This window comes from Arthrobacter sp. AOP36-C1-22, from assembly GCF_052377515.1.
Classification (GTDB): domain Bacteria; phylum Actinomycetota; class Actinomycetes; order Actinomycetales; family Micrococcaceae; genus Arthrobacter_H.
This window is the reverse complement of the sequence record NZ_JBQSWW010000013.1, coordinates 48,726-70,248: the sequence shown is the minus strand read 5'-3', so window position 1 is coordinate 70,248 and position 21,523 is coordinate 48,726. Positions and strand designations below refer to the sequence as shown.

Genomic DNA, 21,523 nt, shown 5'->3' with positions numbered 1-21,523 from the left:
CGCTGAATATTACCCGATGAGCAGTTGGTGAGCGCCCAACGCCGAGTAGTGCCGGCTTTGAGTGGGATCCCGGTAGTGCAAACCATCAGCAGCAGGGCGACGAACCGATCGTTCTTCTACCTGGCGAGAGGGTGTTGTTGTGGCAGCTCGTCCCTGTCCAGGCACTCAGGTCTTCACCAACGACTGGGGCGAGTGGCGGACCGCCGGATCATCCAAGGTCGAGGTCGCCCGTGAGCCACTCATATGCACGATGCTTTTCGGCAGTGAGGGTGAAGTTCAGGACGTCGTCTAAATACGGGTCGAATGCATCAAGTGTCAGTGAGTCGCCAAGGGGGATAAATTCGGCGTCGTCGTCTTCGGCGCCGAAATCAGCGGTCGCTATTGCCGTACCGGCAACAACGAGCGAGGTGAACAGTCTTGCTTGGCCGACAAGGTGGACCAGTCGAACTTGGACTTCGTTTGTTCGGTTGTTGACGGCAACGTGTTCGAGCGCGGCTGCGGACTCGGGAATTTCCGAGTAGTCGTAGTGACCGTTGCGTTCGCAGTAGCGCGCCAGTTCGATTTGATTGATTGCCGGGCGCGCGTCGCCCAGCAGCTCGGTCAGGAACTCGTCTCTGGGGTGGAGCCCGGTATAGGCATCCTGGAATTTGTCGTAGAGATGGCCCAAGGCAGCGAGCGTGATGAGTTGGGATGCATCGTCAGGACTGGATTCGTCCACGATCGGCTCGAGGTCCCCCTCTCGGGAAATCGCCGCCCAAGCCCACGGGATCCAATGGTGCTTATCGTGGTACTCAAGACCAGAGGTGATGATTTCCAGTGTTTCCTCGGGAATCTGGACGTGCATCTGTGAAGCGGTATCCATGGTTGTCCTTTCGTGTGTTGCTCGCTTGACTGTGAAAGCAGGCTGTCATGCAGCCCTGACATTTTGCCCGCGCAGGTAAGCGCTACGTGCGGATGTCAGTGAAGCTGTCCCACGAAACCATCGGGCTGCGGATCCCAGCGTCGATGCCCCCCATCCGGGGACCAGCCAGGGAGGTAGCCGGTGGGGTGCAGGAGGGGCGTGGCTTTTCGTGTTGGCACCGGACTACGCACCCAGTAGGCGCGGCGATTTTTCCGGGCATCTGTCGATGGGATACAGTGAATGGTCGGTTCCGTGACGAACGGAACGGCTGTACCCGTATGGCTGCTGGCAAAATCCAGTGGCTCGAACAAAGGTTTTCCACATGAAGTCCAATACCCACCCGAAGTACGAGGCGGTCGTGTTCAACGACCTCGCCTCCGGCGAAAAGATCCTGACCCGCTCCACCCGGTCCTCGAGCAAGACGATCGAGTGGGAAGACGGCAAGACCTACCCGGTCATCGACGTCGAGATCTCGGCAGCATCACACCCGTTCTACACGGGTAAGCAGCGCATCATGGACTCGGCCGGCCGCGTCGAGCGCTTCAACGCCCGCTTCAAGAACTTCGGCAAGAAGTAAGCGGACCCTTCATGTGGCAAAAGGACCCTTCGGGGTCCTTTTGTCGTTAACGGCCCGGGGCCGACGCCGCCCCGCCGGGCCGTTCCGGGACCCGTGGGCCCGGCGGGTTCACTAGGATGGAACCATGCCAGTCGAGAATCTTCCCCAGCCGGACAGCACGCCCTACACCCACCACGGAGAATTCAAGGTCCACGGAGGAAAACTCGTGGTCGCCGATCTCGAGGTCGCCGGTGAAGGGGCGGAGGCGCGGATCGTGCGCGCCAACATCAACGGGGACTTCTTCCTCGAACCGGATGAGGCGCTGGATGACATCAACTCGGCCCTGGTCGGAATGGAGGCCTCGGCACCGCATGCGGTGATCAGCGGAGCCGTCGACAGGGCGGTCGGCCACGACGCGGTCATGTTCGGATTCGATCCCGCGGCCGTGGCCACCGCGGTGCGCCGGGCCCTGGGCCTGGCGACGACGTGGGCCGACCACGACTGGGAAGTCATCGGACCCCGTTCGTTGCCCATCGCCGCCAACGTCGCCCTGGACGAGATCATGACCCGTGAGGTCATGGAAGGGACCCGGAAACCCACCCTGCGGATCTGGGACTGGAACGAGCCCGCCGTAGTCATCGGCAGTTTCCAGTCGGTCCGCAACGAAATCAACCCCGACGGGGCCCGGAAGCATGGGGTGACCGTGGTGCGGCGCATCAGCGGGGGTGGGGCCATGTTCATGGAGGCCGGGAACTGCATGACCTATTCCCTCTATCTTCCCGCGTCGCTGGTGGATGGCATGAGCTTTGCCGACTCCTACCCGTTCCTGGACGCCTGGGTGATGGAGTCGTTGAAACGCCTAGGCGTGGAGGCGTTCTATAAACCATTGAACGACATCGCGACCGACCAGGGAAAGTTCGGCGGAGCCGCGCAGAAGCGTTTCGCCGGGGGAGCGATCCTGCATCACGTCACGATGAGCTACGACATCGACGCCGAGAAGATGACCGAGGTGCTGCGCATCGGGCAGGAGAAGATTTCCGATAAGGGGATCGCCAGCGCCAAGAAACGGGTGGATCCACTCAAGCGGCAGGCGGGCATCCCGCGGGCCGAGATCATCGAGACGATGATCTCGACCTTTGCCGAGCGCTATGGGGCGACCCGGACCGAAATCGATGAGGCCACGTTGACCCGGGCCGAGCGTCTCGCCGACGAGAAGTTCCGGACCGATGGATGGCTGAACCGGGTTCCCTAGCCGGACCGGGCCCCTGGACGGGCCGGCGCCGGATTGGGCCCGGCGCCGGCCTCATCCGATTGCCGGTGAGCTCAGTCCCGTGACGCCAGGACGGCGGCCTGCCCGTGCAGGGTGCGCACCAGCTGGTCGCGCTGTTCGATGATGATCCGACGCAGGGCCCGTGGAGCCTCTGCGTGGTCGGCGAGCCAGGCATCGGCGCTGCGCACGACGCGATGCTGCTCCGGTGCCTCGGTGCCCAGATCCTGATCCAACGGGAACAGGCCCTGCACGATCCGGGTGGCCAGGCCGATGCTCATCTTCTCCCAGATATCGGCCAGGGCCGGCCAGTAGCGTTCGTAGTAGCCGTCGATCTGCTCATGTGAACCGATCAGGAAACCGTTGACCGTGGCACTGAGGACATCGTTGGAGAGGACCGCGCCGTCGGCGTCGGTTCCGGACAGGGCGGCGTCGAAGGCCGCCTGCTTCACCTGCGCCTCCGGGCGTGCTGCCCAGGCGAGCGCCTGCCCCACGGTGGCGACCGCCGACGGGTTGGCCTGGCGCTCGGCCTCCAGGGTGGAGGTGGAGATGTGTCCCCGGGCCGCACCGGCCTGCAGCAGGGCCCAGCGCAACTGCTCGTCGACGGTGAGTCCTTCGACCCGGAGGCTGCCGTCCAGCAGCCCGGCCACGACATGGTCGAGTTCGCCGGCGCGGGCCAACTCGGCCAGGGCCCTGGCGAAGGCCAGCTGGGCGTCGGATCCGGGATCAGCAGCGAGCAGGAAATCATGCAGCGACTGGGCCAGCTGCCGGTGTTCGGCATCCCTGACATGGGGAGGGCAGTACCGTTGGACGGCGGTCTCGGCCTGCCCCAGGATCATCGACAGGACTCCGACATCGGTGATCGTGGAGACATGTCGGCGGACCGCGCTCAGGAAGACCGGTGCCGGAAGCAGGCCATCGCGGACCATGGACCAGAGGGCTGCCCAGGCGGTGGCCCGCGACAGAGGCTCTGTCAACGTGCCGAGGCGTTCGAGCAGGACCTGCAGGGAGGACTCGTCGAATCTGACCTTGGCATAGGTCAGGTCCCCGTCATTGGGCAGGACGACGGCGGGGCGGGGCCGGCCGACGAGTTCGGGGATCTCGGTCCGGGCCCCGGTGACATCGAGCCTGAATCCTCCGGTGCGCTCCAGCTTGCCATCGCGCAATTCGAAGGTGCCCAACCCCAGGGTGTGTGGACGGATGGCGGGGGATCCCGTCGTGGGATCCGCGCCCTCCTGGACGATGACCGCCGAGGTGACTGCGCCGTCGTGCTCCTCGAACTCGACCTCCAGGGAACCGACCCCCGCGGTGCGGAGCCAGGATTCGGACCAGGCCCCCATATCGCGGCCGGAGGCCTCGGCCAGGACGGCCAGGAAGTCCGCCAGGGTGGTGTTGCCGTATTCGTGGCGACGGAAATAGGTACGGGCCGCGGAGACGAAGGCCTCGCGCCCGACGTAGGCATCGAGCTGCTTGAGCACGGAGGCGCCCTTGGCGTAGGTGATGCCATCGAAATTCTGCCGGGCCGCTTCCAGATCGGGGATGTCGGCGACGATCGGGTGGGTGGTCGGCAGCTGGTCCTGGACGTAGGCCCAGGCCTTGCGGCGGTTCGCGAAGGTGACCCAGGCGGTATCGAAGTCGGTGGCTTCGGCCACGGCCAGGGTGCCGATGAAGTCGGCGAAGGATTCCTTCAGCCACAGGTCGTCCCACCAGCGCATCGTGACCAGATCGCCGAACCACATATGGGCCATCTCGTGCATGATCGTATTCGCCCGGCCCTCGTACTGGGATTCGGTGGCGCGGGAGGTGAAGACGTAGTTCTCAGTGAAGGTGACCAGACCGGGGTTCTCCATGGCGCCGAGGTTGTATTCGGGGACGAAAGCCTGGTCGTATTTGCCCCAGGGGTAGGGGTAGTCGAAGAGGTCATGGAAGAAGTCCAGCCCCTGCCGGGTGGTGGTGAACAGGGCATCGGCATCGAAGCTTGCCGCCAGCGAGGCCCGGCAGCTCAGGCCCAGCGGGACGGTCAGCGTGCTGCCGTCCTCGAGGCGGCGGGACCAGCTGTCGGTGACGTAGTGGTATGGCCCGGCCAGGATCGTGGTGATGTAGGTCGAGATCGGCAGCGTCGGGGCGAAGAGCGAGGTTGCCATCCCGTTGCCGTGTTCGCTGCGTTCGGCCACCGACTGGTTGGAGGCGACATGCCAGTGTGCGGGCGCCGTTACGGTGAAGGTGAAGGGGGCCTTGAGGTCGGGTTGTTCGAAGTTCGCGAAGACGCGACGGGCATCGGCCGGCTCGTACTGGGTGTACAGGTAGGTCTGGCCGTCCACCGGGTCAACGAACCGGTGCATGCCCTCTCCGGAGGTCGAGTAGAGGGCCGTGCCGTCGACCTCAACGAGGTTGTGGCCTTCCGTGGGGGTGAAGTGGATCCGGGAACCACGGACCGCCGTGGCGGGATCCAAGGCCTTGCCGTTATGGACCACCGAGGCGACGCCACCATGGATGAAGTCCAGGAAGGTCTCTTCGCCGGCGACCTGGGCGGTGAGCGCGATCCGCGTCCGGGATCGGTAGCCGGAGACCGCGGGATCCGGGGCGCCGGTCAGATCGAGATCGACTTCATAGGAGTCGACACAGAGGATCCGGGCGCGCTCGGCGGCCTCATCGCGGGACAGGTTCTGGTTTCTGGGCTGCTGATTCTCCACGGGGCCATTCAACCATGAAACAGGTGTTGAAGATCACCGTTGCGTGGTTCTTTGGCCGGTTACCAGGGGGAGGGGCGGTAGTCCTTGATGAAGCAGCCCCGCAGATCGGTGCCCTCCTCGCCGGCGACGATCGGATGGTAGACCCGGGCCGCCCCGTCGATCAGATCCAAGGGGGCGTGCCAGCCTCCGGCGGCGTGTCGGATCTTGGACTCGTGTGGGCGTTCGTCGGTGATCCAGCCGGTATCCACCGCCGTCATGAGGATGCCATCGGTCTCGAACAGTTCCTCTGACGAGGTGCGGGTCAGCATGTTCAACGAGGCTTTCGCCATATTGGTATGAGGGTGTCCCGGCCCCTTATAGACCCGGGAGAACTGCCCCTCCATCGCCGAGACGTTCACGATGTACTTGCGTTTGAACGAGGAGGCGGCCATTGCCGGACGCAACAGGCTCGCCAGCAGGAACGGGGCCGTGACATTGCACAGCTGGACCTCCAGCAGTTCCAGCGCCTCCACATGACCCAGCGTATGGGTCCAGCTGTTCGCGCTGACCAAATCCGGGACCAACCCTCCGGCATCGATGGCGGTTCCGGCGGCCACACGGTCCCAGGAGGCCGAGCCCGCGGTCATCGCCAATTCGGCCAGCCGTCCAGGAGCCAACGCCGCCGCCGATTCCACGGCCCCGGTGTCCAAGTCAAAGGCAGCTGCCAACGCCTGGGGGTGGGCTTGCGGTGCTTGTCCTGCGCCCCAGATCTCGGGGCCGCCTTGGGCATACGTTAGCTCGGGGGCTAGTGGTTGTGCCTCGGATTCAATCAGGTGACGGTAGGCCTCGCCGGAACGACGAACCGTCTGCGCGGCATTATTGATCAGGATGTCCAGGGGGCCGGCAGCGATGAGCTGTTCCGTTAGCGAGACCACCTGCGAGGGATCACGGAGGTCGATCCCGACGATACGCAACCGGTGCAACCAGTCGGCGCTGTCATCCAGTGCCGCGAAGCGTCGGGCCGCGTCGGCCGGGAAACGGGTGGTGATGGTGGTGTGGGCGCCGTCGCGCAGGAGCCGCAAGGCAATATGCATGCCAATTTTGGCGCGCCCGCCGGTAAGTAGGGCTCGGCGTCCACTCAGGTCCACCCGGGCTTCGCGCCAATGCCTGCCGCCGGCGGCGCAATCGGGGCATAACAGATGGTGGAAGGCGTCAACCTTCGTGAAGGGCTGCTTGCAGACGTAGCATTTGCGCGGTTGCTGGTATTCCCCGGCGCTGGAGCCCGCCGAGCTGGTGGAAAGGTCCAGCCCTTCGGTTTCGTCATCCAGACGGTTGGCGGCTCCGGTGGCGGTGCGTTCCATGACTTTCCTGTCGGCCTCCACCACCGCTTGGCGGGCATCGGTCCGGCGGGCGCGCTTGACCTCCTTGAACATCTTCGCGGTGGCGCGGCGCACGGCGATGAATTGTTCGTTGTCGTCGGGGAGTTCGTGGATGCGCTCGAGGACGCTCAGGCAGGCGGCCAGATCGTCGGCGGCGATGGGGAAGGAATGCTCAGTCATGTCGGGAGAACTCTACCGCCCCCACGCCGCGTCCACCGAGTCGGGCTAGGCGTCGATCTGCTGGCCCTTGGACAAGACGGTCAATCCGGATTCGGTGACCAGGAATCCACGCGCCCGATCCACCTCATGGTCCACCCCGATACCGACCCCTGCAGGGACCACCACGTTCTTGTCGATGATGGCGTGCTTCACCGTGGCTCCGGCGCCGATGACGACGTTGTCGAGCAGGACCGAATCGGTGACCTGGGCCCCGTGTTCGACCCGTGCGTCCGTGGAGATCACGGAGCGGGTGACCGTGCCTCCGGTGATCACCACCCCGGCGGCCAGCAGCGAGTCATGGGCTTCGCCGGGGGTTCCGTTCTTGGAGCGCACGAGTTTGGAGGGAGGTGAGCTGTGGTGGCGGGTGTGGATCGGCCACTCCTGGTTGTACAGATTGAACTGCGGGATCGGGGCGACCAGATCCATATGCGCTTCATAATAGGAATCCAATGTTCCTACGTCGCGCCAATAGCGTATGAGGGAGGCGTCCTCGCCCGGGACCGGATTGGCCGAGAAGTCATAGACCCCGCAATCCCCGCGTTCCACGAAGGCGGGGATGATGTCGGCACCCATATCGTGTTTGGTGTCGTCCCTGACGTTATCCGACTCCAGCGCCTCCAGCAGGGCATCCGTCGAGAAGACGTAGTTGCCCATCGACGCCAGGAAGCTGCTCGGATCATCGGGGAGGCCAGGAGTCGAATCGGGTTTCTCGCGGAAGGCGGCGATCCTGCCGGGGGTCTGCGCATCGACCTCGATGACGCCGAACTGGTTCACCTGCTCCAGCGGCTGGCGCACGGCGGCCACGGTGGCGGAAACGCCGGCGGCGACATGGGCGTCGATCATGGCCGAGAAGTCCATCCGATACACGTGGTCGGCGCCGACGACGAGCACGTATTCGGGTTTGGCGTCGTGGATCAGGTTCAGGGACTGGTAGATCGCGTTCGCCGAGCCCAGGAACCAGTCCTTGCCCAGACGCTGCTGGGCCGGCACCGAAGCGACATAGTTGCCCAGTTGGGTGGACATGCGCCAGGTTTCGGAAACATGGCGGTCCAGGCTGTGCGATTTATATTGCGTGAGCACCACGACCCGCAGGTAGCCCGAGTTCACGACATTGGACAACGCGAAGTCGATCAGCCGATAGCTTCCCCCGAACGGCACCGCCGGTTTGGCGCGGTCGGCCGTCAACGGCATCAACCGCTTGCCTTCCCCACCAGCCAGAACCACGACGAGGACTTTTTTTTGGGGCATGCCGACTCCCTAGTGATCGTTCCCTCCCGGCGGAGGTGGCCGCCGGGCTGCACCTTCTGGGATCAGACTATGGCAGAAGTCACTTATGCGGCTACGTTGGTGCTGTGAGAGTAGACATTGTGACCAAGGAATTCCCGCCCGCCATCTATGGCGGGGCGGGTGTGCACGTCGCCGAGCTGGCTCGTGTGCTGGCCCCGCAGACGGAACTGCATGTCCATGCCTTCGGTGCCGAACGCCCGGGGGACTACCACGGGGCGCAGGTGGCCAGCTATGCCGAGCCAGAGGACCTGGCCACCGCGAATCCGGCCGTGGCGACGCTGGGGACCGATCTGCGCATCGTCCCTGCCCTGGCGGGAACGGACATCATCCATTCCCATACCTGGTACGCCAATTTCGCCGGCCACCTGGGATCAATGATGCACGGGGTCCCGCACGTCCTGAGCGCCCACTCCCTGGAGCCCTTGCGACCGTGGAAGGCCGAACAACTCGGTGGCGGCTATGCGGTCAGCTCCTGGGCCGAATCCACTGCCTATCACGGGGCCGATGCCGTCATCGCGGTTTCCGCGGGAATGCGCCGCGATATCTTGAACGCCTACCCCGGAGTCGACCCGGAACGGGTGCACGTGGTGCATAACGGTGTCGACGTCGACGCCTGGCATCCGGCACCGGACCTGGAGGCCCTGCCGGGGCTTGGCATCGACCCCGACAAACGCACCGTGGCCTTCGTCGGACGGATCACCCGGCAGAAGGGGGTGCCCTATTTATTGCGGGCAGCAGCCCTGTTGCCACCGGACGTCCAGCTGGTGCTGTGTGCCGGTGCCGCCGACACCCCGGAATTGGCGGCCGAAGTGGCCGAACTCATTGCCCTGCTCCGGGCTACCCGCGAAGCCGTCGTCGTGATCGAACGCATGCTCCCGCGTGACGAACTGATTCAGGTTCTCAGCCAAGCGACCGTGTTCGCCTGCCCGTCCATCTACGAGCCGTTGGGGATCGTGAACCTCGAAGCCATGGCCTGCGGCACAGCAGTGGTCGCCAGCGCCGTCGGCGGCATCCCCGAGGTGGTCGCCGATGGCGAGACCGGTCTGCTGGTTCCGCTGGAACAACTCGACGACGCTTCGGGCACCCCGGTGGACGTCGAAGGTTTCGTTGCGGATTTCGGCGCGGCGTTGAACCGTGCCCTGGAGGACCCGGTAGGCACCCAGGCCATGGGCGTGGCCGGGCGGCAGCGGGCCGCGGACCACTTCAGCTGGGACGCGATCGCCGTGCGGACCCTCGAGGTCTACCGCAACGCGATCGACGGGTACCGGCGCTAGGAACACCGGACAGAACGGTTCAGAAAACAGCGGACGACGGCGGTGCTCCCGGAACCCGGGAACACCGCCGTCGTCCGCTGCATCGGTAGGGGCTAGGCGCCGACCTTCTTGCCCTTCGTCGCCGCGGACTTCGCGGCCTTGCGCTTGGCCTTCTCAGCGGCCTTGCGCCGCGCGACCAGGACCTTTTCGTCGATGGGGGCATCGGCCATCGCCCGCTCCCGACGCAGGTACTCCGCCGCCTCGTCCTGACGTTCCGCCTCGATACCCGAGGAAATGTCGGCCCGCAGGTGTTCGGGGCCGTAGCCGAAGGCATCGACCAGATCCTGGGCGTGCGGACGCAGCCGGGCGAGCAGACGGTTGATGTACGGGCCCAACGTGCGGGCCCGCTGGTTGGACAGGCGTCCGTGCATCACGTACCAGGACAGGTCCTTCTCGATCAGTTGCAGGCCGTACAGGTCACGGACCCAGGTCATGACCTGGCGGGTGCCCTCGTCGTGGATCTTGCCCAGGGCCGTGGTGAAGGCCTCCCAGAGCAGCAGTTCGGCATGCGCGCGCGCCGCTTCGATGATCTCGTTCTGGTGCTCGTTGAAGACCTTGGCGCCCTCGGCCTGCGGCAGCTTGGCGGCCCCGCGCATGGCATCGGCGACTTCGCCCACGGCAGTGCCGACCCGGTCGGTCAGCAGACCGCGCTGGGTTTCGGCGTCCTTGAGGAAGTTCGCGGAACGCTTTTCCGAACCGGTATCCGAGAAGGTTTGGGCCAGCTGGCGCAGCCCGGACCGGTTGATGGCCACATTCCCGGCCTGCCGGACCACATAGCGCGCCAGGACCCCGGCGTCGAGGTGACGGAACTCCTGGGCGTAGTCGGTGAGCAGGCGCTTGGCGACCAGCTGCAGCAGCACCGTGTTGTCGCCTTCGAAGGTCGCGTAGACGTCCAGGTCGGCATGGAGAGAGGTGAAGCGGTTCTTGGTCATGTAGCCGGCGCCACCGGTGGCCTCGCGGCACTCCTGAACGATGTCGAGCGCGTTCCACGTGGACGTCGGCTTCAGCGCGGCGGCCAGGGTTTCCAGATCCTGCCGGTCCTCATCGGAATCGGCGGTGCCGGAGAACACGCCGTCGAACTTCTCCAACAGCTCCTCATGGGCGAAGGACATGGCGTAGGTGGTCGCGATCCGCGGGATCAGCCGGCGCTGGTGGCGCTGGTAGTCCATGAGGACTTCCTCCTGCACCGTGGAAGTCGCGTTGAACTGCCGGCGCTGGTGGGCGTAGGTCGTGGCGATCTGCAGAGCGACCTTGGAAGCTGCCACTGCCGCGCCGTCGAGGGAAACCCGCCCCTGGACCAGGGTGCCGAGCATCGTGAAGAACCGACGACCCGGGCTGGAGATGGGGGAGGTGTAGGTGCCGTCGACGGCGACATCGCCGTAGCGGTTGAGCAGGTTGGTCCGCGGGATGCGCACCTCGGTGAAGTGCAGGCGACCGTTGTCGATACCGTTGAGCCCGCCCTTCAAGCCATCGTCCTCACCGCCGACGCCGGGGAGGAACCCGTTGTCGTCGCGGATCGGCACGTAGAAGGCGTGGACACCGTGCTTGACCCCGTTGGTGATCAACTGGGCGAAGACGACGGCTGCCCGGCCGTGCTTGGCGGCGTTGCCCAGGTAGTCCTTCCATGCGGCACGGAAGGGGGTGTGGATGACGAATTCTTCGGTGTCGGGGTCATAGGTCGCCGTGGTGGCAATGCTGGCGACATCCGAGCCGTGGCCGATTTCGGTCATCGCGAAGGCCCCGGGGATCTCCAGGTTCATGATCCCGGGAAGCCACTTCTGCTGGTGTTCCGCGCTGCCCAGATGCTGGATCGCCGAGCCGAAGAGGCCCCACTGCACGCCGGCCTTGATCTGCAGGGATGGGTCGGCAACCACGAGTTCCTCGAAGGCGGCGATGTTTCCACCGTGGTTATCCGCGCCGCCCATCGCTTCCGGAAAGGCACGCTGGATGGCGCCTTCATCCACGAGGATGGAGAGCTGGTTGAAGACGCGTTCGCGGTGCTCGTCCATGGACTGGCCCTCGATGCGCTGGAGATCCTCGCGGCCGGCGAGCCGGCGCGAAGTGCGGCGGTCTTCCGCCCACTTGCCCAAAAGCTGCTCTCCGAGTGCGGCGACGTCGATGCGGGGTTCTGTCCGGCCGGAGCCTGCGGTGTTCTGCTGGGTCACGTCGTGTGCCTTTCCAATTCAATAGCTTCATTGCTGGGGTGTTGAGACTGCTCTGGGGCACCGGGTGGATGCCCAGTGATTCCGGAAACCAGCCAGGTGGTGATGGTCTCGGTCAATTCAAGTTCGTCGGGTTTGAGGGGGGAGGCGGCGGTTCGTAGCCAGGCTTCGCCTGCGGCTCTGACCATGCCGATCGAGGCAGTCGGCCACAATTCGAGCGCCGGGCTGGTGATTCCGGCGGTGCCGTGGCGGTCGTTGAGATAGGCGTGCATCCGGTCCTTCATCATGGAAGTGATTTCCGCGAAGAAATCATCCAAGGGTGCGTCGCCGGTCTTCTCCGGAACCGGGCGGAAGGGGTCCCTCGCGGTGTCCGTGACGAAGAAGTAGACGTTCGGGGAGGTTTGAGCCATCTGCAGGTAGGCCTTCACCATGGCCCGGAGGCCTGATTCCTCGGTGGTGGCTCGACGGGCGGCATCAACGACTTTGGCGCGCATCTGGCCGATGGCCATTTCGCCCATGGCCTGACGTAGACCGTCCTTATCGCGGAAGTACCGGTAGAAGACCGATTTCGAGGTTCCTGCTGCTGCGGCGAAGTCGTCCATCGAGGCGGAGGGGCCGATGCGGTGGATGACCGAACGGGCTGCTTTGACCAATTCGGTGCGCCGCGATTGGCGGTGGGCATCCCAACGGGCGGAGCGCCCGTCGCCGGTGGCGCCCGGTCCGCTGGTTGCGGGGGGCTCTGAAGTGTTCACGATACCCAGCGTATCAGGTACGCTAGGTATCGGTAATCAACTTCACATCGTCAGGAGTCATTCCATGGCCGCACCGGCTTCCCCCGCCCAGTCCCCGCAGACCGGCACCACCGGTCTGCGTCCCGCCGTCGTGATCGGCGGCAACCGCATCCCCTTCGCCCGGTCCAACGGCAAATACTCCACGGCCTCGAACCAGGAGATGCTCACCGCCGCCCTGGACGGTCTGGTGGCTCGCTTCGGGCTGCAGGGTCAGCGCATCGGCGCTGTCGCCGGCGGCGCCGTCCTGAAGCACTCCAAGGATTTCAACCTGGTCCGTGAATCGGTTCTGGGCACTGCGCTCTCTCCGACAACGCCTGCCTACGACGTGCAGATGGCTTGTGCCACCGGCATGGAGGCCATCGGATCCTTGGCCAATAAAATCCGACTCGGACAGCTCGAATCAGGAATCGGCGGCGGAGTGGACACCACCTCCGATGCGCCGATCGCCGTCAGCGAGGGACTGCGTGCCGTCTTGCTGGAACTGACCCGGGCCCGCACTTTGCAGCAGCGTCTGACGGCCCTGTCGAAGTTCCGTCCCAAGGATCTTTCCCCCGCAGCGCCGGGTACCGGAGAGCCCCGCACCGGCCTATCGATGGGCGACCATCAGGCGGTCACCACGGCTGCCTGGGGCATCACCCGCCAGGCCCAGGACGAACTCGCCCTGGCCAGCCACAAGAACATGGCGGCAGCCTACGACCGGCACTTCTTCGATGACCTCATCACCCCGTTCCGTGGCGTGAGCCGGGATACGAACCTGCGTGCTGACAGCACCTTGGAGAAGCTGGGTAGCCTCAAGCCTGCCTTCGGCAAGAACCTGGGAGACCGGGCCACGATGACCGCAGCGAACTCCACCCCGCTGACCGATGGAGCTGCCGCCGTGCTGATTGGCTCGGAGGACTACGCCCGCGAACACGATTTGCCGATGCTGGCCAACTTTGTGGACTTCGAAGCGGGCGCCGTGGACTTCGTCAACGGCGAGGAAGGCCTGCTGATGGCCCCCGCCTACGCGGTACCCCGCCTGCTGGCCCGCAACGGCCTGACACTTCAAGACTTCGACTTCTACGAGATCCACGAGGCCTTCGCCGGTACGGTGCTGAGCACCCTCGCCGCCTGGGAGGATCCGGACTTCTGCCGGGAAAAGCTGGGCCTCGACGCCCCCCTGGGGCCGATTGACCGCAGCCGACTGAACGTCAACGGTTCCTCGCTGGCGGCCGGCCACCCGTTCGCCGCCACCGGCGGACGCATCGTGGCCACCCTGGCCAAGATGCTGCATGAGAAGGGTTCGGGCCGTGGCCTGATCTCCGTCTGCGCGGCCGGCGGTCAAGGCGTCGTCGCGATTTTGGAGGCACGCTAATCATGGCTGACAACTACTTGAAGCTCGTCAACACCGGCATCACTCAGGAGCTAGCCAAGACGCTGGGGCTTCCACGGCCCTCGATCTTGCGCCGCTATCAGCCCGGAAAGCCGCTGGTCCCCGGTCCGGTCGTCGTCCTGGGCGCCGGCTCTGCCGCTCACGACCTGACGGAGACGCTGCTGGGCTGGGGACTCGATGTCCGCCGCCATGCGGGAGGGCCCGAAAAACTCGGTGCGCTGATTCTGGCCTTGGACGCCGTGGAAGCCCCCGGCGATCTTTCGGCCGTCGCCCTGGAGGCAGGATCCGCGTTGCGTAGCCTGCTGCCCGGTGGGCGGGTGGTCTCCATATCGCGTCCCCCCGTCACCGCCGACGAACCGGCACGTTCGGCAGCGCGGATGGGCGTGACCGGCTTAGTGCGATCCTTGGGCCGTGAAATGCGTGGCGGTGCCACCGCCAACGGCATCCTGTTGGCAGAAGGCGTCGGCGCCGCAGCCCCCTCGGCGGCAGCTGCCCTGCACTTCCTGCTCTCCGGACGCAGTGCCTACGTCGATGGACAGTTCATCGCCGTCGAATCCGAACGCGGTGTCCTGCCGGGGGACTGGGACCAGCCGTTGGCCGGAAAAGTCGCCGTGGTCACCGGTGCCGCCCGAGGCATTGGTGCAGCCATCGCCCGGACCCTGCACCGTGACGGTGCCACGATCGTCGCCGTTGACGTCCCCCAGGCCGGGGAATCGCTGGCGGCCGTGGCGAACGACGTCGGTGGGACGGCCTTGCAGCTCGATATCACCCGGGACGATGCCGCAGCAGTGATCATGGAGCACGCCGTGGGGCGCCATGGACACCTGGACATTGTCATTCACAATGCAGGAATCACCCGCGATAAGCTTCTGGCCAACATGGATCCCTCCCGGTGGGACTCGGTCATCGCGGTGAACATCGAATCGCAACTGCGGATGAACGAAGCGTTCCTGGCCGCCGACCTGCCCGGCCTGCGGATCGTGTCGCTGGCCTCCACCAGCGGCATTGCCGGGAACCGCGGCCAGACCAACTATGCCGCCTCGAAGGCCGGCGTGATGGGCATGGTCGCCTCCACGGCGTCGGCGATGGCCGAACGCGATGGGGGCATCAACGCCGTCGCACCCGGTTTCATCGAGACCGAGATGACCGCGAAGATTCCCGTGGCGACCCGGGCCGTGGGGCGGATGCTGTTGCCCTCGCTGATGCAGGGTGGCCAACCGCTCGACGTGGCCGAAGCCATCGGTTTCCTGGCCTCCGACGCCGCCGGGGGGATCAACGGGCAAACCCTCCGGGTCTGCGGACAGTCACTGGTGGGCGCATGAGCCGCCGCCTCGTCCCACTGGGTGCCGTCCCGGCGCTGCCCAGGCTCTATGCCGAGGCGGTGGCGCATCAGGTCCGCAACCAGCTGAGCCGGTCCAAGACCGAACTGGTGCTGCCCGAGGTAGAACACAGCGTCCACGGCGTGGTCGCCGACCAGTCGCGGTTGGAGGCCTACCAGCAGTTGGTCGGAGATACCGTCCGGCCACATCTGCCGAGCGTTTTCATCCACGGGACGGTCTTCCCGGTGGCCATGTCCGTGTTGGCGGCGCGTGAGTTTCCTTTGCCCCTGCTGGGGATGGTCCACCTGTCCAACCAGGTCGAGCATCTGCGCCCGGTGGGTGTCGATGAGGTCCTGGATGTGCGGGCGTGGACCGAGAAGCTGCGCGACCACCAGGCCGGCACTCAGCTGGACGTGGTGTGCGAGGTCAGCGTCGGAACAGAAATCGTTTGGGTGGGCACTTCCACCTACCTGGCCAAGGGCATCTGGGCCGGTCAGCGTCCAGAACGCCGGAGCCAGCGGCCCGAGTTCGTCCCGCCACGGCAAACAGGCGCCTGGCGTCTGGGGCCGGGAACCGGACGTGAATACGCTGCCGTGCTGGGGGACTACAACCCCATCCACCTCGGGGCCCTGCCGGCCAAGGCGCTGGGCATGAAACGCCAGATTGCCCACGGCATGTTCCTTGCCGGTAAGGCGCTGGCCCAGACGGCTCCGCTCGAGGGCGGATACCACTGGGACATCGTGTTCGAAGCCCCCGTCCTACTGCCGTCCACGGTGAGCTTCGGGGTGGCCACAACCGGGAAGCTGCTGAGCTTCGAGGGCTGGAATGCGAAGAAGGGGCGCCGGCATTTCCAAGGAGCCGTGCGCGCCCTCTAGGTGTACTGATCAGGGACGTTAGTTAAACGATTGATGGGTGGCTGGTTCCCGATAGCGGTATGGGGCCTGTGGTGATTATATTCATGAATCCAGGCCGGCAACGCGTCTCGACGGGTGGCCTCGTCGCCGTAGAACTTGGCGTAGGCCCACCCGTCGCTCAAGGTCCGGTGGAACCGTTCGATCTTGCCATTGGTCTGGGGCCGGTAGGGCCTGGTCCTCTTGGGCTTGATCCCCAGCCCCCCGCAGGCATCGCGCCAGGCATGTGAGCGATAGGCGGAACCGTTATCGGATAGCACCCGCTCCACGGTGACGTCCCTGTCCGCGAACCAGGCCACGGCCCTCCCCAGCACGGCGATGGCCGTGACGGCCTTCTCATCATCGTGGATCTCGGCGTAAGCGATGCGGGAGTGGTCATCGATCACGGTATGTACGAACGCGGTACCCATTTTCGGGTTGTAGGTCGCATTGCGGGGCTTGTCCGGGGTCGCCGCACGGTTTTTGTCCCCTGCCTTTCGGCCTACGTATCGGTGCCCTCCACCGTCGGGGATGTTCCCAAACTTGGTGACGTCCACGTGGATCATGGATCCGGGATAAGGATGTTCATAGCGGCGGATCGGCTCGCCGGTGACCCGGTCGATATAACGCAACCGGTTGATGTGGCAGCGGACCAGCACCGCGTGCACGGTCGAGGCAGGTAGTCCCAGCCGGTAGGCGATCTGGACCGGGCCCAATCGTTTTCGCCAGCGCAGGGCAACGATCTTCTTCACCATGGCCTGCCGGGTGCGTGCCGGGCACGTCCTGGGCCGACTGGTTTTGTCGGCCATTGCTGCCGGGCCGTGGACCCGATAGCGCTCTGCCCAGCGTTTGGCCGTAGGCCAGGAGACCATGAACATCTTCGCCGCGGTGGACACGCTCCAGCGATCGTCGACGATGAGCCTGGCAAGTCTCAGACGTGCTTTCGGGGTCAAGGCTGCATTAGCGTGGGACATGAAGGCCTCCTGTTTGTGAAGCGGTTTCTTAGACAGCTCCACTCCACATCAGGGGGCCTTCTTCATCCCATTAATTCATATCGTGTCGTGGCACGAGTTCAACCAACCTACTTGGGCAGTACATCTAGGGAACTGCCGACCCGGCCGGGGTAACCCTGCCGGCGCGGAGCCCCGGGCTCGGAATTCGGACTCGGGCGTGACGGTGGTTTGTTGTCGGTGGAATCCGGCACCAAACCACCGGCCGGGGCTAGGGGCGTCGGGTCGATCGACGGATCTGGAAACCCGCCAGAACGAAGACGATGCCAAAGACGATCACGTAGGCGCCGACCACACCGAGGAATCCGATGATGCCTACCCCCGGGGCGACCACCAGGAGCAGCCCGAAGAGGATGGCCAGGATTCCGGAGACCAACCCCGCCCACCAGTAGGGCGTCGTCCTGCGGGCAGCGATGGCGACGACCACTTGGGTGATGCCCAGCAACAAGGCCCACGCGCCGACGATCAGAGCCACGGCCAACGCCGTCAAGCCGGGGGCGATCAGTGCAAGCAATCCGGCCAGGATCGAGATAATGGCACCGGCCAGGATCCATCCCGAGTGGCGCCGTGCCGTCGGGCCTCGTCGCGCGCTGAACCATTGGGAGCCGGCAGCCACGCCATCGACGATCGCGTAGATGCCAAAGAGGACCACGAAGAACACGACGGTCACCTGCGGCCAGACCAGCACCATGATGCCGAAGACGATGGACACCACACCACGCCACAACATGGCATTGCCCACGGACTGGGACGGGGAAACGGTCGCGCTCTTGGCCACTTCTACCTCTTTTCAATGAAACCTCAGGGCTCCGGAACGGGGGGAACCGTGCCGACCCATCAGATTATCCCAGCAGGAAAAAGATGACGAGGGACTTCTCTCGGGTGGGGCCGGTAGGGCTCCAACGCGCCCGCAGGGTCAGGTGGCTACCTCGGCCGAATCACTAGCAGCCTTGGCGTAGCTGGCCCGGGTCGCTGTTGCCGTATGTACCCAACTGAATCCATGGGACCGCTCCACGGCCGTCTTGCCCATGTGTGCGATCTCAGCACGGTGGGTCGCCGCATGGGTGATGGCCTCGGCCCAGCTCTCGGCCGAGAGATCGGGGACGAGGACCCCGGTGGAACCATCGGCGACACTATGACGCAAACCACCGACGTCATGAGCCAACACCGGGGTGCCGCAGGCCTGAGCCTCCATGGCCACCAAGCCAAATGACTCGCTATAGGAAGGCACGGCCACCACATCGGCGGCCCGAAACCAGGCAGCGAGCTCATGGGCCGGAGAAGGTGGAAGCAGATGGGCGATCTGATGAAGCTGCTCCTCGTCGATCAGCCGCGCCAAGTCCAGGTCCTTCGAACCACTGCGGGAACCGATGATCGCCAGTTCGACCTCGATATCCGGACGGGTACGGGCCAGCAGCCCGAGGGCCCGCAAAAGGACTTGGGGACCCTTGAGTTTCTGGATACGTCCAGCAAAGACCAGACGCAATGGATCGATGGCTGGACCCGGAGTATGTCCTGCTTCGGCGATCCACATCTGCGGGCCTGCGGGATGGAAGGTCGACAAATTCACGCCCGGAACCACGAGGTCGATACGGGTACGTTCGGCACCGTAGTCGTTGACCAACTCATCAGCCTCGGCCCGGCTATTGGCCGTCAGGCGCGTCGCCTGACGGGCCAAGAGGGTCTCTGCCTCAACCCGGCTGTCCGTTTCCTCGGCATCTTGCTGGAGCCGGCGTTTGACCTTGGCCAAGGTGTGCATGGTGTGCACCAAAGGCACCTCCCAACGCTCCGCCAGTTCCAGCCCGACGAGGCCTGACATCCAATAGTGGCTGTGGATGATGTCGAAGGGGCCATAGTCCCCGTCGGCGATCGACGCGGTGATCTCCGACAGGTAGGCCGGCAGGCCCTCCTTGGCCACCGGCCCATCGGGGCCCGCCGGAATATGGTGGACGGTCACCCGCTCGTTCAAGAAAACCGGTGGGGTGTTCCGGGGGCCCCGGGTGAAGATCTCCACGACCAGCCCGGCGGCTGCCATGGCTTGCGCGACCTCACGGACGTACACGTTCATCCCACCGGCATCACCCGAACCCGGCTGATCCAACGGAGAAGTATGGAGGCAGAGCATGGCCACGCGCAGTGGATGCGATGTCGCGGCTGCCGGTGAAGGGGCGGCCGTGTCGGTGGCGTGCGTCATGGAGGTCCTGGAAGAGAGCAATGGAGAGTGGCCGGGCGTTCCCTTGAAGAGTAGTCCGAACCGTCGGCCGGGCACTACTTTTGGCTGTCGTCGGCGTCCTGGGCACTCTCGATCTTCAGAACTGCTGCCTTCACCAGGGCCTCAATATCAGCCGGTGTCGTGTCTTCATCGATCTTCTGCGGGAACCAATCACCGCAGTGGTCGACCACATCGTGGACTGAAAGAGGCGGTTTCAACTCCTCGGCCTGGGGATTTTCGGCAGCGCTAAGGTGCGCGTCCAAGGCCCCTTGAAGGAAGCCCAGCTCGACGTCGTTCAACAGGCGGGACTTACGAGGCTTCGGATGGCCTTCATGAGCCTCGGTCGCCTCAAGGTCCTCGTTGGTGTAGGCGAGGCAGAGCTGGCTGAGGGTCGGCGGAACCGTGGTTCCAGGATGCGGGGTAGGCGTCGGCTTGTCCGGGGTGGGAGTCGGAGTGGGCGTTGGTTGAGGCGGCAGGGTGTTCGACGGTGTGGGTTTTGTCGTGGGTTTCTGAGTCGGCGCCGGGGACCGGACCGGGCCTGCGGGCGGGGTGGTCTTCGGGGGAGCCGCGGTGCTCGGCGCCGCAGCACTCGGCGTGGTGGGCGTCTGCGCAGGTTTCTTGTCCTTTTGCTGGGGAGGCTCGGGATCCTTCGTCACCTGCGACGGTGTGGGTGCCGTGGATGGCGTGGGCCTGGCCGTTGCCATAGGCTTCGGCGTCCTCGGGGCTTTCGGCGCGGGTCCGGCAGCGGTAGGGGTTTTCGATACGGCAGCGGTGGAGGGCTGGGCATTCTGACGTACGGCGGGTGGTGTGGTGGAGCCTGAAGCTGTCGTGGTCGTTGACGGACGGGGCGAGGGAGCCGGGGAGAGGCGGCTTTGGGCGATCTGGCGCAGTTCCTGTCCGGAAACCGGACGTTTCTGACGCGGCAGCAAGGGGAGATACTGTGCCGGGTCGACCCATTTGCCGTTGAGGTAGACCTCAAAGTGCACGTGACAACCCGTGGAGTTCCCCGTCGTGCCGGAGAGAGCCAAAAGGTCACCCTGCTGCACACGCTCACCCTTGCTGGCCACCAGCAACGAATTATGGCTATAGGCGGTTTCGACGCCGCTTCCGTGATCGACGCGGACTCGTTGACCCGAATGTCCGGCCCACGATGATTGGACGACCCGACCAGCCGCCGCCGCCCTGACCGGGGTGCCGCACGCGACACCGTAGTCCTGACCAATATGGATATAGGATCCGGGGCCTGTGGGATTCAAACGCCAGCCGAAGCCACTGGTGATCCGGGTGCTTTCCACCGGTGCGGAGAGGGCCAGGCCACCGGGCAGCAACCCTGTGGGGCCGGTGGTGACGTGGTCTACGCCGCGGCGTGAAGGAATGCCCTCCCCATCGGCAGGACTGCCGTCGGGGCTGACGCTAGAAGTGATTTCCGGCTGGTAGCCCGGGGACCACTCCATGCCGGCACTGCCGGAACCTGCGGTTGGATCCCGCAACGGGGACGTTCCGGCGACCATCGCGAAAACGGGCTGCACGGAACTGCTGGGTTGAGCGTCCGAAGAAGGGGAACTGCTCGGAGGCAGCGCAGCGTTCGGTGCTGGAAGGCTGCCAGCAGCGGGTGCAGTGCCGAGGAGAAGGGCCCCAGCTGTGGCCAGACCCAGCCATTTAACCAGGGAACGCTTGACGGTAGAACGTGGCGGGGCGTGGTGATGCTCTGGCTGGTGCTCGTGCACCCGTGCACCCATGTTTCCCCCGAGTGGTTGGCCCCGTTGCCCACATCGCGACACCCATCTCTCGCGCGGAGCGTGGTGGACCTTAGGCTACCCCTGCGCGTGGGTTTGGACCAGAGGTCCGAGAAGCCCGAGCAAAAGCCCGGATCTAGGAAGTGGCGGGACGGCGACGTCGAGCACCCTGTTCTGGGCATGAAAAAAGCCCCGGAATTCCGGGGCTTATTTCGTGCGCGGAGGGGGACTTGAACCCCCACCCACTATACGTGGACTAGCACCTCAAGCTAGCGCGTCTGCCTATTCCGCCACCCGCGCAGGTGATGCGATGCGACCGGTTCGGAAGACTCGTTGGACTTCCTGCCCGGCGAAAGCAGCGAGTAAGACTCTAACATGTCGGTGGGGCAGTTCCCAATTCAAACCTCTTTGCGTGGGTGACTAGGCTGGGACCACCC

Annotated in this window: 16 protein-coding genes, 1 tRNA gene and 1 pseudogene; 6 read left to right on the top strand and 12 right to left on the bottom strand. The window is 65.1% G+C overall.

What is annotated here, in order from left to right; genetic code table 11:
• Nucleotides 1–208: 208 nt before the first annotated feature.
• A complete protein-coding gene (locus ACT3S6_RS09200) occupies nucleotides 209–862 on the bottom strand; it encodes a hypothetical protein (RefSeq protein ID WP_444554690.1) in 654 nt (217 codons plus the stop codon).
• Between the two features lie 361 nt (nucleotides 863–1,223).
• On the opposite strand from ACT3S6_RS09200, the gene ACT3S6_RS09195 reads away from it, so the two are divergent.
• Both ACT3S6_RS09195 and ACT3S6_RS09190 read left to right on the top strand, forming a co-directional pair.
• The gene (locus ACT3S6_RS09195; RefSeq protein ID WP_444554689.1) at nucleotides 1,224–1,478 is read left to right on the top strand and encodes a type B 50S ribosomal protein L31; all 255 of its coding nucleotides are present in this window, start codon (nucleotides 1,224–1,226) and stop codon (nucleotides 1,476–1,478) included.
• Nucleotides 1,479–1,602: 124 nt separating this feature from the next.
• Nucleotides 1,603–2,709 carry a lipoate--protein ligase family protein gene (locus ACT3S6_RS09190; RefSeq protein ID WP_444554688.1) on the top strand — a complete coding sequence of 369 codons (1,107 nt, stop codon included), beginning with the start codon at nucleotides 1,603–1,605 and terminating at the stop codon, nucleotides 2,707–2,709.
• A gap of 71 nt (nucleotides 2,710–2,780) precedes the next feature.
• Here the strand turns inward: ACT3S6_RS09190 and pepN are convergent, their stop codons facing one another.
• The 3 genes from pepN to glgC are packed head-to-tail and all read right to left on the bottom strand — an operon-like array spanning nucleotide 2,781 to nucleotide 8,242.
• Nucleotides 2,781–5,417 carry an aminopeptidase N gene (gene pepN / locus ACT3S6_RS09185; protein WP_444554687.1) on the bottom strand — a complete coding sequence of 879 codons (2,637 nt, stop codon included), beginning with the start codon at nucleotides 5,415–5,417 and terminating at the stop codon, nucleotides 2,781–2,783.
• A 59-nt stretch (nucleotides 5,418–5,476) separates the two neighbouring features.
• The gene (locus ACT3S6_RS09180; protein ID WP_444554686.1) at nucleotides 5,477–6,955 is read right to left on the bottom strand and encodes an SDR family NAD(P)-dependent oxidoreductase; all 1,479 of its coding nucleotides are present in this window, start codon (nucleotides 6,953–6,955) and stop codon (nucleotides 5,477–5,479) included.
• Between the two features lie 45 nt (nucleotides 6,956–7,000).
• A complete protein-coding gene (gene glgC, locus ACT3S6_RS09175) occupies nucleotides 7,001–8,242 on the bottom strand; it encodes a glucose-1-phosphate adenylyltransferase (protein WP_444554685.1) in 1,242 nt (413 codons plus the stop codon).
• A gap of 104 nt (nucleotides 8,243–8,346) precedes the next feature.
• Here glgC and glgA point away from each other — a divergent pair, with 104 nt between their 5' ends.
• Nucleotides 8,347–9,555: a glycogen synthase gene (glgA, locus tag ACT3S6_RS09170; RefSeq protein ID WP_444554684.1), complete on the top strand. Its 1,209-nt coding sequence runs from the start codon at nucleotides 8,347–8,349 to the stop codon at nucleotides 9,553–9,555.
• Nucleotides 9,556–9,647: 92 nt separating this feature from the next.
• On the opposite strand, the gene ACT3S6_RS09165 is transcribed toward glgA, so the two are convergent.
• Nucleotides 9,648–11,759, bottom strand: coding sequence for an acyl-CoA dehydrogenase family protein (locus tag ACT3S6_RS09165; RefSeq protein WP_444554683.1), 2,112 nt, complete (start codon nucleotides 11,757–11,759; stop codon nucleotides 9,648–9,650).
• Nucleotides 11,756–12,508, bottom strand: coding sequence for a TetR/AcrR family transcriptional regulator (locus tag ACT3S6_RS09160; RefSeq protein WP_444554682.1), 753 nt, complete (start codon nucleotides 12,506–12,508; stop codon nucleotides 11,756–11,758). The genes ACT3S6_RS09165 and ACT3S6_RS09160 overlap by 4 nt, the downstream gene beginning before the upstream one ends.
• A gap of 64 nt (nucleotides 12,509–12,572) precedes the next feature.
• Between ACT3S6_RS09160 and ACT3S6_RS09155 the strand changes: the two genes are divergently transcribed.
• Genes ACT3S6_RS09155 through ACT3S6_RS09145 form a run of 3 tightly spaced genes read left to right on the top strand, consistent with a single transcriptional unit; the run spans nucleotide 12,573 to nucleotide 16,113 of the window.
• Nucleotides 12,573–13,901 (top strand): acetyl-CoA C-acetyltransferase, encoded by a 1,329-nt coding sequence (locus ACT3S6_RS09155; RefSeq protein ID WP_444554681.1) that lies wholly within the window; start codon nucleotides 12,573–12,575, stop codon nucleotides 13,899–13,901.
• A gap of 2 nt (nucleotides 13,902–13,903) precedes the next feature.
• Nucleotides 13,904–15,241: a 3-oxoacyl-ACP reductase gene (locus ACT3S6_RS09150; protein WP_443410343.1), complete on the top strand. Its 1,338-nt coding sequence runs from the start codon at nucleotides 13,904–13,906 to the stop codon at nucleotides 15,239–15,241.
• On the top strand, nucleotides 15,238–16,113 hold the full coding sequence (locus ACT3S6_RS09145) for a MaoC family dehydratase (protein WP_444554680.1): 876 nt from the start codon (nucleotides 15,238–15,240) through the stop codon (nucleotides 16,111–16,113). Before ACT3S6_RS09150 ends, ACT3S6_RS09145 begins: the two co-directional genes overlap by 4 nt.
• Here the strand turns inward: ACT3S6_RS09145 and ACT3S6_RS09140 are convergent.
• The 6 genes and pseudogenes from ACT3S6_RS09140 to ACT3S6_RS09115 form a co-directional block, all read right to left on the bottom strand.
• Nucleotides 16,110–17,102: an IS481 family transposase gene (locus ACT3S6_RS09140; RefSeq protein ID WP_443389983.1), complete on the bottom strand. Its 993-nt coding sequence runs from the start codon at nucleotides 17,100–17,102 to the stop codon at nucleotides 16,110–16,112. The genes ACT3S6_RS09145 and ACT3S6_RS09140 overlap by 4 nt on opposite strands.
• A gap of 247 nt (nucleotides 17,103–17,349) precedes the next feature.
• Nucleotides 17,350–17,916, bottom strand: coding sequence for an HdeD family acid-resistance protein (locus ACT3S6_RS09135; protein ID WP_087001072.1), 567 nt, complete (start codon nucleotides 17,914–17,916; stop codon nucleotides 17,350–17,352).
• Nucleotides 17,917–18,054: 138 nt separating this feature from the next.
• The gene (locus ACT3S6_RS09130; RefSeq protein WP_444554679.1) at nucleotides 18,055–19,332 is read right to left on the bottom strand and encodes a glycosyltransferase; all 1,278 of its coding nucleotides are present in this window, start codon (nucleotides 19,330–19,332) and stop codon (nucleotides 18,055–18,057) included.
• 74 nt (nucleotides 19,333–19,406) lie between these two features.
• Nucleotides 19,407–20,006, bottom strand: a complete 600-nt coding sequence (locus tag ACT3S6_RS09125) for a hypothetical protein (protein WP_444554706.1) — start codon at nucleotides 20,004–20,006, stop codon at nucleotides 19,407–19,409.
• 300 nt (nucleotides 20,007–20,306) lie between these two features.
• Nucleotides 20,307–20,804 (bottom strand): annotated as a pseudogene (locus tag ACT3S6_RS09120) (M23 family metallopeptidase); the annotation flags it as partial.
• A gap of 497 nt (nucleotides 20,805–21,301) precedes the next feature.
• A tRNA-Leu gene (locus ACT3S6_RS09115) sits at nucleotides 21,302–21,386 on the bottom strand.
• Nucleotides 21,387–21,523: the final 137 nt, after the last annotated feature.